At 30.8% G+C, this 11505-nt stretch carries 8 protein-coding genes and 1 tRNA gene; 4 read left to right on the forward strand and 5 right to left on the reverse strand.

Going from position 1 to position 11505, the window contains the following annotated elements:
* Positions 1 to 32: 32 nt before the first annotated feature.
* Positions 33 to 1274, reverse strand: coding sequence for a transcription termination factor NusA (nusA, locus tag ACTF56_RS06295; protein WP_438966061.1), 1242 nt, complete (start codon positions 1272 to 1274; stop codon positions 33 to 35).
* Between the two features lie 15 nt (positions 1275 to 1289).
* Positions 1290 to 1757, reverse strand: a complete 468-nt coding sequence (rimP, locus tag ACTF56_RS06300; protein ID WP_438966062.1) for a ribosome assembly cofactor RimP — start codon at positions 1755 to 1757, stop codon at positions 1290 to 1292.
* Between the two features lie 156 nt (positions 1758 to 1913).
* Between rimP and ACTF56_RS06305 the strand changes: the two genes are divergently transcribed.
* A complete protein-coding gene (locus ACTF56_RS06305; RefSeq protein WP_438966063.1) occupies positions 1914 to 2738 on the forward strand; it encodes a universal stress protein in 825 nt (274 codons plus the stop codon).
* 52 nt (positions 2739 to 2790) lie between these two features.
* Here ACTF56_RS06305 and ACTF56_RS06310 read toward each other — a convergent pair.
* Positions 2791 to 2861, reverse strand: a tRNA-Gln gene (locus tag ACTF56_RS06310).
* 148 nt (positions 2862 to 3009) lie between these two features.
* Here ACTF56_RS06310 and ACTF56_RS06315 point away from each other — a divergent pair.
* On the forward strand, positions 3010 to 6216 hold the full coding sequence (locus ACTF56_RS06315) for a glycosyltransferase family 117 protein (RefSeq protein ID WP_438966064.1): 3207 nt from the start codon (positions 3010 to 3012) through the stop codon (positions 6214 to 6216).
* Between the two features lie 44 nt (positions 6217 to 6260).
* Positions 6261 to 6890, forward strand: coding sequence for a polysaccharide deacetylase family protein (locus ACTF56_RS06320; protein ID WP_438966065.1), 630 nt, complete (start codon positions 6261 to 6263; stop codon positions 6888 to 6890).
* Positions 6891 to 6892: 2 nt separating this feature from the next.
* Here ACTF56_RS06320 and ACTF56_RS06325 read toward each other — a convergent pair whose 3' ends face one another.
* Complete coding sequence (locus tag ACTF56_RS06325; protein WP_438966066.1) at positions 6893 to 7189, reverse strand: thioredoxin family protein; 297 nt, start codon at positions 7187 to 7189, stop codon at positions 6893 to 6895.
* Between the two features lie 87 nt (positions 7190 to 7276).
* Positions 7277 to 8515, reverse strand: a complete 1239-nt coding sequence (locus ACTF56_RS06330; RefSeq protein WP_438966136.1) for a metallophosphoesterase — start codon at positions 8513 to 8515, stop codon at positions 7277 to 7279.
* 141 nt (positions 8516 to 8656) lie between these two features.
* Here ACTF56_RS06330 and polA point away from each other — a divergent pair, with 141 nt between their 5' ends.
* Positions 8657 to 11503: a DNA polymerase I gene (gene polA / locus ACTF56_RS06335; protein ID WP_438966067.1), complete on the forward strand. Its 2847-nt coding sequence runs from the start codon at positions 8657 to 8659 to the stop codon at positions 11501 to 11503.
* The last annotated feature ends 2 nt before the right edge of the window (positions 11504 to 11505 follow it).

An 11505-nucleotide genomic window follows, 5' to 3' on the forward strand; every position in this document is an offset into this window, starting at 1 on the left:
ATAATTTTTTTTATTTAATGACAATTCAAAAATTATCTATCAAATTCTTCTTTTAAAATTCTAATAACTTCTCTAATGGTTTCTTCTTCAAGATCAGTTCTCTTTGCAAGATCTTCAACATCTTGATCAATAATACTTTTAGCAGTATCTAAACCAATTTTTTCAAATTCTTCAATTACCCATTCTTCAATTTCATCGGTAAACTCTCTCAATTCAACATCATCTTCTTCCTCTAGAACACCTTCTCTTATAACATCTAGCTCATAACCTGTAAGTTGACCTGCTAATCTGATGTTGTAACCACCTCTACCAATGGCTTTAGAAACTTCTTCCACCTTTAAGAAAACTTCTGCAGTTTTTTTCTCTTCATCTACTTTTACAGAAGAAACTTTAGCGGGACTTAAAGCTCTAGTGATATATAATTGAATGTTAGTTGTGTAATTGATAACATCAATGTTTTCATTCCCTAATTCTCTAACAATTCCGTGAATACGTGAACCTTTCATACCTACACAAGCTCCAACAGGATCAATTCTATCATCGTAAGAGTCCACAGCAACTTTTGCCTTTTCCCCTGGAATTCTGACTACATTTTTAACATTAATTAAACCGTCAAAAACTTCTGGAATTTCTTGTTCAAATAATTTTTCCAAAAACAACGGTGCGGTTCTAGACATGATGATTTGAGGTTTATTCCCTTTTAATTCAACACTTTCAATAACACCTCTAACATTATCTCCTTTTTTGAAATAATCACTAGGAATTTGCTTTTCTTTTGGGAGTACAATTTCATTTCCTTCATCATCCATTAAAATTACAACTTTTGGTCTAACATGGTGTACCTCGGCCGTATAAATATCTCCGATTAAATCTTTAAATTGTTTGTAAAGATTCGTGTTATCGTGTTCGTGTATTTTTGATATTAAATTTTGTCTTAATGCTAAAATCGCTCTTCTTCCTAATTGAAATAATTTAACTTCTTCAGAAACATCCTCTCCAACTTCAAAATCTGGTTCAATTCTTCTAGCTTCAGATAATGAAATTTCAGAATTTTCATCTTCCACTTCTCCATCTGCAACAACAATTCTATTTCTCCAAATTTCCATATCTCCTTTGTCAGGATTAATGATGATATCGAAATTATCATCTGACCCATATTTTTTCTTTAATGCATTTCTAAACACATCTTCTAAAATTGCCATTAGCGTTACTCTATCAATGAGCTTATCATCTTTAAACTCTGAAAACGACTCAATTAATGCAATATTCTCCATGCTGACTCTATATAATTAAAATGATATTAATACAATTGCTTCCTTTATCTCCGAATAAACAATTTCTCTAATATTGTCTACTGTTTCTTTTCCTTTACCAATTTTTTTAGGCTCTCTTGATTGCCATTTAATAGTGATTTTTTCACTATCAGCTGCCGTTAAATTAGCTTCAAAAATTTCGTTATTTATCGTTTTGATTTTTAAAGTTCTTCCTACATTTTTGATGTATTGTCTTTCAAAAACTAAAGGTGACGATACACCTGCAGAAGCAACATCTAAACTGTAGTCAAACTCGTCATCACCCAAACTATTATCAATATATTTACTGATATCAATACAGTCTTGAATAGTTACACCCATATCTCCATCAATAATAACACTTACTTTATTTGTTTCAGAAATCGTAAAATCAATCAAGAACAAACTGGGATTACTTTCAAAAGCATTGTCTAAACAATCTTTAATAGCTTCTTTAAAATTCATTTTTTTTATAAAAAGAGGCACGCTTTGCGTGCCTCATTATTTCCACATCATTATAAATAACCGTGCAAATATACAAATAATTTTAAATAAATAAAACATTGTCTTATTATATTAATTTTCATATCTTTATAGTAGAATAATTTTAAACCTTAGATCATGAAAAAAATATTAGTTCCAACCGATTTTTCTAAACATGCAGAATATGCTTTAAAAGTGGCTGCTCAAATTGCTAAAAAAAATGGCGGTGAAATTGCAATAGTACACATGTTAGAATTACCATCATCTGGAAATGACGCCATTTCTACATCACATGAAATTCCTGAATTAATGTTATTTAAAAATATAGCCTTACAAAAACTTGAAGAAACAGCAAATTCTGACTTTTTAGAAGGAATTAAAGTAGAAAAATACATTCAATTTGAGATGGCTTTTGACGGAATTATCAAAATGGGTAATGCTCAAAATGCTGATTTAATAGTGATGGGGTCTCATGGAGCAAAAGGATTCCAAGAAATGTTTATTGGGTCTAATACAGAAAAAGTAGTTAGAAATTCAGATATTCCAGTTCTAGTTATTAAAAAAGAGGATGACGACTTTAGTGCTGATAAGTTTGTTTTCGCTTCTGATTTTTCAGACGAAATCAAAAAACCTTTTGCAAAAGTTGTAGATTTTGCTAATAAATTCAATTCCCACATCTACATGGTAAATATCAATACGCCTAATAATTTTAAATCTACTGAAGTAGCTCAAAATACAATGGATGAATTTGCCTCTAATTTCGAAATGAAAAATTATTCAACTCACATTTACAACGACGTGAATGTAGAAAAAGGCATATTACATTTTGCAAAGAGCATTAAAGCAGATTTAATTGGTATGAGTACTCATGGCAGAAAAGGAATTTCTCACTTTTTCAATGGAAGTATTAGTGAGGACTTAGTAAATCATGCTAAGAGAGCCGTTATTACTTTTAAAATATAAGAAACTGAAATTTATAAAATAAAAAAATCCTCTAAATTAGAGGATTTTTTTGTTGTCCCACAAGGACTCGAACCTTGAATGACGGTACCAAAAACCGGAGTGTTACCATTACACCATGGGACATAGTTGCTAAATGCGAGTGCAAATGTAATATATATTTTAATTATTACAAATTTTTCTAAAAAAAATATTAAAAAATTAATTTCGTCGTTGGTTATAATAAAAAAATAGTTTCTTTGTAATTAATATTACTTTTTTGATTTGAACATTTATGAATTCATTTAATTTTAACAAGTGGAACACCATTACGGGTTGGGCGGCTTTTTTAATTGCACTGGTAACTTATAGTTTAACTGTTGAACCAACACTGAGTTTTTGGGATTGTGGAGAATACATTTCAACCGCTGCAAAATTAGAAATTGGTCATCCACCTGGAGCACCATTGTTTCAAATGTTGGGTGCTTTTTTCTCTATGTTTGCTTTAAGTGCAGATAAAATTGCATTAATGGTGAACATGCTATCTGTTTTTTCAAGTGCATTTACCATTCTTTTCATGTGTTGGTCTGTATCCATATTGCTAAAGAAAATTATTGCAGAAAATGGCGAATTAAACAAAAGCAACTCCATAATGATTTTAGGAAGTGCTTTCATAAGTGCTATTGCCTTTACTTTTACAGATAGTTTTTGGTATAGCGCAACAGAAGCTGAAGTTTATGCTATGGCTTCTTTATTTATCTCAATATTAGTTTGGGCTGCATTACGTTGGGAACAGGAAATGGACACACCAAGAGGTAACAGATGGTTGTTACTAATTTCTTTATTGATAGGCCTTTCATTTGGAGTTCACTTTATGGCTTTATTAACCATACCATCAATAGGATTAATTTATTTTTTCAAAAAATACAAAACCATTACCTTACAAAATTTCATTATTGCTAACTTGGTTGTAGTAGCGATTTTATTTTTTGTTTTTAAGTTCTTATTACCATATACCTTGTCTTTTTTCGGTAAAACTGAAATCTTCATGGTGAATAACTTTGGTTTACCTTTTAATTCAGGAACTATATTTGCTTTTTTATTGATTATTACAGCCTTTTATTTTGGACTGAAATATACCAAAACCAAAGGAAAAGTAATGCTAAACACCATCATATTAAGTATTTTGTTTATTCTAATTGGGTTTTCAACATGGATTATGCTTCCTATTAGAGCTAATACTGACATTCCCATTAACGAAAACAAACCGTCGGATGCTGCCGAAGTTTTAGCTTACTATAACAGAGAACAATACGGTGAACAAAAAACTTTTTATGGTCCATTTTTCTCTGAAGCTTATGCAGGATTAGATGAAAATAATCCTTATTTAGATGAAAAACCTAATTACGAAAGAGATTATAAAACAGGTGAATATGTAATTACAAATGATTACAAATTAGCCAATCAAAACCTAGACGACAATCACAAAGGGTTTTTGCCAAGAATGTGGAGTACAGAACATGCAGAAAACTACATGAGCTATACAAAACCACTAGATTTTACTGTAAACCCAGATTATTCTCACGAAGATCGTTTGGTAGAAATAGTTGCGGATTTTAGAAACAACTTTTTACAAGGAAAATTGTCATTAGAGGAATACCATTCGTTCATGAAAGGTTACGGTGAATACCTTATAATTGAAAAACCATCATTTGCTGACAATATGAAGTTTATGTTTGAATACCAATTTGGCTATATGTATTTACGTTATTTGGGTTGGAATTTTATTGGAAGACAAAACGATATTCAAGGTAAAGCAGACAATCAAGACGGAAATTGGCTAAGCGGTGTTCCTTTTATAGACAATGCTAGATTAGGAAATCAAGCGGAAATTACTTCTGACATGAAAAACAATAAAGGAAGAAATACTTATTATTTTTTACCTTTTATACTAGCTGTAATTGGAATTTTATATCATGCCAAAAAAGACATTAAAAGTTTTTATGTATTACTGGCCTTGTTTTTATTTACCAGTTTTGCGCTAAAAATATTCTTAAACGAAAGACCTTTTGAACCTAGAGAAAGAGATTATGCTGTTGTAGGTTCTTTCTATGTTTTTGCTATGTGGATAGGTTTTGGAGTTTATGCAATTTATGACGGAATTAAAAAATATTTAAGCCCAAAAGCAGCAATACCTTTTGTTTTAGTTATAGCATTATTGTCGGGTCCAATTTTATTAGCCAAAGAAAACTGGGATGATCATGACAGGTCAGGAAAATATACGGCTTTAGCTATGGCAAAAGCGTATTTAGATTCTTGTGAACCTAATGCCATTTTATTTACTATTGGTGATAACGATACTTTCCCTTTATGGTATGCACAAGAAATTGAAGGTTATAGAACTGATGTAAGAATTGTAAATACAAGTTTATTAGCCACAGATTGGTACATAGACCAAATGAAAAATAAAGCATATAAATCAGAAGCTTTGCCTATTTCATTTGTAAGAGATCAATATAAAGGAAGTACTAGAGATGCTGTTTTGTACAACGAGAAAACAAACGATTCTATTTTGTTAAGTGATTTAATGAAATTTGTCAAAATTGAAGATGAATTAGCAAAAGTAGAATATGGAAATGGTCATAAATTCAACTACTACCCTTCTAAAAAAGTGTATATTCCGATTGATAAAGAGAACATCATTAAAAACAAAGTGGTGTCAGAGAAATTTCAAGATTCTATTGTTTCGCAAATTGACATTACTATTAAAGGAAATGCCATCTATAAAAATCGTTTAATGATGCTAGACATAATAAACGAAAACAATTGGAAAAGACCTATGTATTTTACAGGTGGAAGCTTCCAAGATGAAGATTTCTTATGGATGAAAGATTACACGCAATTGGACGGAATGTGCTACAAAATTGTTCCAATTAAAACACCAAAAAACAAAAATACCAGCATGTTAGACATGGGAATCATTGACAGTGATAAAATGTATGACATTGTAATGAAATGGGATTGGGGCAACAGTGGAAATTCTAAAATGTACCATGATGTTGAAACTCGAAGAAACAGCGTTACTTATCGTTCTAACTTAGCAAGATTAATGGAAACATTAATTAATGAAGATAAATATGAAAAAGCAGAAAAGGTTGTTGATTTAGCAATGACAAAAATGCCAATCGAACAATTTGGATATTATACTTTAGTTGAGCCATTTATTCAAGGGTATTACAGCATTGGTAAAAAAGAAAAAGCTCAAAAATTGGTAAAAGATTTGATTGTAAAATATACCGAAACACTTAACTACTATAACAGCTTATCATTCAATCAACAAAATGATGAATATGTAACAATTTCTACAGAAATTGAACATTACAGAAGTCTTTTAGAATATGCTTTAGAAGGTGACGATATTAATTTTTACAATACTGAGAAAGTAAAATTCAACAAGTTTGTCAAGATGTATGAACGTTTTGGAAGAGATTTATTAGAATAAAAAATCAAAAGCCATGAATTCATTTTTATGGCTTTTTTTAATACATGAAAACACCTAAAATCATAAAGCGTATTTTTTATAATCAAGTTTGGGATATTCCAAACAATGACAATAAAATCTTTTTAACCTTTGACGACGGTCCAACTCCTGAAATTACTGATTGGGTTTTAAATGTACTCAAAAAAGAAAATGTAAAAGCTACTTTTTTTTGCATAGGAAATAATATTGAAAAACATCCAGCTATTTTCAACAGAATCATCAGTGAAAAACATGCCATTGGCAATCACACATACAATCATTTAAAAGGTTGGAAAACCTCATCAAATCTATACCTTAAAAATATTGAAATTTGCAATACCGCAATACAACAATCAACAATCAACAATCAACAATCGTTAATCTTTCGTCCACCCTATGGAAAAATTAAACTTAGTCAATCCATAATTCTGAGAAAAAAAGGGTATAAAATAATAATGTGGGATGTTTTAACAAAAGACTATGACACTTCCGTTTCAAAAGAAAAATGTTTAGAAAATGCCACAAAAAACACAACATCAGGAAGTATTATCGTATTTCATGACAGCATAAAAGCTTATCCCAATTTAGAATATACTTTACCTAAAACAATACAATTACTAAAAGAGAGAGGATTTGTTTTTGATGTGATTCAATAAAACTAAACCTGAGCTTGTACTAAAGAAATCAAAGAATTGGCATCCATTTCTCCGCTTTGTCTCCAAACCATTTGTCCTGATTTATAAATCATTAATGTAGGTAAGCCTTTGATTCGAAGAGCTTCTGCTAATTCTTTGTTTTTATCAATATCAATTTTAATAACTTTTGCTTTATCACCTAAAGCTGCAGCTACATGACGAATAACTTCATCCATAGCTACTGACGGTTCGTTCCATTCTGTAAAAAAGTCTAACAAAACTGGAACTTGTGCATCTATAAGTTCTCCAAATTTTGACATAAAATTGATTTAATTAAGTTATAAAACAATACAATATTTATCAAATACACAACAAATGTAATATTTTTATTGAAATATGCTGCTTTTTCAGCCTTTTTTCAACTCAATAACAGTGATTTCTGGCATGATTCCTACTCTACCAGGATATGCATGAAAACCAAATCCACGATTTACATAAATAAATCTACCTGCATTTTCATACAAACCAGCCCATTGTTTATAAACATATTGCACTGGACTCCATTTTATCCAACCCGGAATTTCTATACCAAATTGAAATCCATGCGTGTGACCAGAAAGTGTTAAATGATAATGGTTATCATGATGTTGAACTTCATTATCCCAATGACTTGGATCATGTGACATTAAAATTTTAAAATCATCTTTATTTACACCTTTACTTGCTAAGGACAAATCACCATATTGTTCTTTGTTCATTCGTATTCTGGCAGCTATATTTTCAACTCCAATTAACTTTAATTCGTCTGCACCTTTTTTGATACTTACATTTTCGTTTAGTAATAGTTTAAAATCAATTTGTTGGTGTAAGTTTTTAATTGCTTCAAAATTGGCTTTTCTTGAAATATCGTCCTCTTTCCAATCAAAATAATCCCCATAATCATGATTTCCTAAAATTGAAAATTTCCCTAACGAAGGATTGTGAATTTTTTTGAAAGTTTCAATCCATGGCAACATTTCATGAGCATGTGTATTAACAATATCTCCAGTAAATAAAACTAAATCACTATTTTGTTCATTGATCAAATCAATGGCATATTCAATCTTTTCTGGGTTATCAAAACTTCCACTGTGAATGTCTGAAATTTGTGTTATGGTTGTACCGTCAAAAGAATCAGGTAAATCAGGAAAGAAAAGAGTTTGTTTGATGACTTTAAAATTATACTTACCAACGGTCATTCCGTAAAGCAATGAAATAAATGGGATTGAAGCAATACCTAAAGCCATTTGACTGATAAATTTCCTTCTTTCTGGTAAAAATTTCCCTTTATTATTATCACCCATAAAATAAACAATAATTCCTTTTATTACTCTAAAAACATCTTCACCAAAAAGTATAAAAGTTAAAAGTAACTTTGGAACAAGAGTTATTAAAATCAAACCAATGGTGTATAAAGATTGTTTGTTTTGCCCATCACCTCTATTGTGAGTTAATGTAAAATAGGAAACATATAAAATAACAATTAATGAAACCATCAAATAGATTCCTAAAAATAATTTAGATTTTGTTACCGTTTTGAAGGCCTGAAAGGAGTAAAATTCTATTAAAACAATTATAAATAAAGGAATTAACCAACGCAGCATGATACTTTTTTTTACAAAGTAAACAACTCCAAATGATTTAGCCTATTATATTTAATCAAATTTAACAAAGTGAATTTAATAAAGAATTGTATTTTTACATTTTAATCTAAATTTGATTTAGATTCCAATTTAATATTCATTTCAATGTCACAAAAAAGATTATTTCTTCTAGATGCTTATGCATTAATATTTCGCGGTTATTATGCCTTTATTAAAAACCCAAGAATCAACTCTAAAGGAATGGACACATCTGCTATAATGGGATTTATGAATTCCTTATTAGATGTAATTAGAAGAGAACAACCCGATCATTTAGCAGTGGCTTTTGACAAAGGCGGAAGCGACTTAAGAAATGAAATGTTTCCCGAATACAAAGCTAATCGTGATGCCACTCCAGAAGCTATAAAAATTGCCGTACCTTATATCCAAGAATTGCTAAAAGCCATGCACATTCCAATTATGGAAAAAGCAGGATTTGAAGCCGATGACTTAATTGGAACATTAGCCAAACAAGCAGAAAAAGAAGGTTATCAGGTTTTTATGGTAACTCCAGATAAAGATTTTGCTCAACTGGTTTCCGAAAACATTTTCATGTATAAACCCGCACGAATGGGTAACGATATTGAAATATGGGGAATTCCTGAAGTGCAAGCCAAATTTGAAGTGGAACATCCTTTACAAGTAATTGACTTTTTAGGAATGATGGGTGATTCTGCCGATAATATTCCAGGATTACCTGGTGTTGGTGAAAAAACGGCTAAGAAATTTTTGGCAGAATACGGTTCCATGGAAAAACTATTAGAAAGCACCCACGAACTTAAAGGTAAAATGAAAGAAAACATTGAAGCCAATAAAGAGTTAGGATTACTTTCTAAAAAGTTAGCAACAATACTACTCGATTGCCCAGTGACATTTGATGCCAAAGATTTTGAATTATCGCAACCTGATGTTCAAAAAACGGATGAACTTTTTAATGAATTAGAATTCCGTCAAATGAAAACACAATTTGACAAATTATTCAACTCTGAAACTGAAACTTTTGAAGGAGAAACAGAAACAAACGGAACTCCAAAACCTGCAAAAAAAGCGGTTGCCAAAAAATCAAATGAAGATCAAATGGATTTATTTGGGTTTTCGGATGAAGATAGTACAGAAAATGCAAGCAATTCCTTTTATGCAACTCTAGAAAACACCAATCATTTTTACCAAATTGTTCAAGGTAATTTGCCTGTGAAACTGTTGCTTCAAAATTTAATGAATCAATCCAGCGTTTGTTTTGATACCGAAACAACAGGTTTAGATGCTTTAAATGCTGATATTGTTGGGATTTCATTTGCTTATGAAAAAGGGAAAGCTTTTTACATCCCTTTTTCTGAAAATCGCGATGAAGCACAAGAATTAATGAACCAATTAAAACCGTTTTTTGAAAATGAAAACATTGAAAAAATAGGTCAAAACTTAAAATATGATTTAAAAATACTTTCTAACTACGGAATTTCTGTAAATGGAAAATTATTTGACACCATGTTAGCTCATTATTTGATTAATCCAGACATGCGTCACAACATGGATGTTTTATCCGAAACCTATTTAAAATACACCCCAAAATCCATTACAGATTTAATTGGAAAAAAAGGGAAAAACCAACTTTCCATGAAGGATGTTCCTTTAGAGGAAATTAAAGAATATGCTGCTGAAGATGCAGACATTACTTATCAGTTAAAAGAACATTTTCAACCCATTTTAGAAAAAGTAGGAACTAAAAAATTATTTGATACAATCGAAATTCCGTTAGTGCCAGTTTTAGCAGCTATGGAAAAAGAAGGAATAAATTTAGATGTGCCTTACCTAAAAAATATGTCGGTTGAAATGCAAAAAGAAATTGATGCTTTTGAACAAAATATTTATGAAACTGCTGGTGAAAAGTTCAATTTAGCTTCTCCAAAACAATTGGGAGATATTTTGTTTGATAAACTTAAAATTGGTGGTGCCAAACAAAAGAAAACCAAAACAGGACAATATGCCACTGGTGAAGAAGTTTTGAGTTATTTAGCCAACGAGCATCAAATAGTAAAAGATATTTTAGAATGGCGACAAATGGTTAAATTACAAAGTACTTATATTGATGCTTTGCCCAATCAAGTAGATGCCAAAACCGGAAGAGTTCACACAGATTATATGCAAACTGTTGCAGCAACAGGTCGTTTGAGTTCTACCAATCCTAATTTGCAAAACATTCCAATTAGAACCGAAAAAGGAAGACAAATTAGAAAAGCATTTATAGCACGTGATGAAGATTACACCTTGTTAGCAGCCGATTATTCTCAAATTGAACTTCGAATTATTGCTGCTTTATCCGGAGAAGAAAACATGATTGCAGCTTTTCAAAACAATGAAGACATTCATAAAAGTACTGCAGCAAAAGTATTCAATGTTCCTTTGGAGGAAGTAACCAAAGAACAAAGAAGCAATGCCAAAACAGTAAATTTCGGAATCATCTATGGTGTTTCAGCTTTTGGATTGAGTAATCAAACCGATTTGTCTAGAAAGGAAAGTGCCGAATTAATTGAAGCTTACTATCAAACCTATCCAAAATTAAAAGCCTACATGTCTAATCAAGTAGATTTTGCAAGAGAAAATGGCTATGTAGAAACAGTTTTAGGAAGAAGACGTTATCTAAAAGACATCAATTCAGCCAACGGAATGGTGAGAAGTGGTGCCGAACGAAATGCCGTAAATGCACCAATACAGGGAAGTGCTGCCGATATTATTAAAATTGCTATGATTAATATTCATAAAAAACTAGTGTCAGAAGATTGGAAATCCAAAATGTTATTACAAGTACATGATGAATTGGTTTTTGATGTACATAACAGCGAATTAGAAAAAATTCAGCCCATCATAAAACACGAAATGGAAAATGCATTTAAATTAAATGTTCCGTTAGAAGTTGAAATTGGAATGGGAAAAAACTGGTTGGAAGCACATTAGTA

The sequence above is a fragment of the Flavobacterium sp. genome (assembly GCF_965657075.1).
Classification (GTDB): Bacteria; Bacteroidota; Bacteroidia; order Flavobacteriales; family Flavobacteriaceae; genus Flavobacterium.

Coding starts and splice junctions, on each gene's coding strand:
- nusA (WP_438966061.1), bottom strand. CDS start 1,274: ATGGAGAATATTGCATTAATTGAGTCGTTTTCAGAGTTTAAAGATGAT.
- rimP (WP_438966062.1), bottom strand. CDS start 1,757: ATGAATTTTAAAGAAGCTATTAAAGATTGTTTAGACAATGCTTTTGAA.
- ACTF56_RS06305 (WP_438966063.1), top strand. CDS start 1,914: ATGAAAAAAATATTAGTTCCAACCGATTTTTCTAAACATGCAGAATAT.
- ACTF56_RS06315 (WP_438966064.1), top strand. CDS start 3,010: ATGAATTCATTTAATTTTAACAAGTGGAACACCATTACGGGTTGGGCG.
- ACTF56_RS06320 (WP_438966065.1), top strand. CDS start 6,261: ATGAAAACACCTAAAATCATAAAGCGTATTTTTTATAATCAAGTTTGG.
- ACTF56_RS06325 (WP_438966066.1), bottom strand. CDS start 7,189: ATGTCAAAATTTGGAGAACTTATAGATGCACAAGTTCCAGTTTTGTTA.
- polA (WP_438966067.1), top strand. CDS start 8,657: ATGTCACAAAAAAGATTATTTCTTCTAGATGCTTATGCATTAATATTT.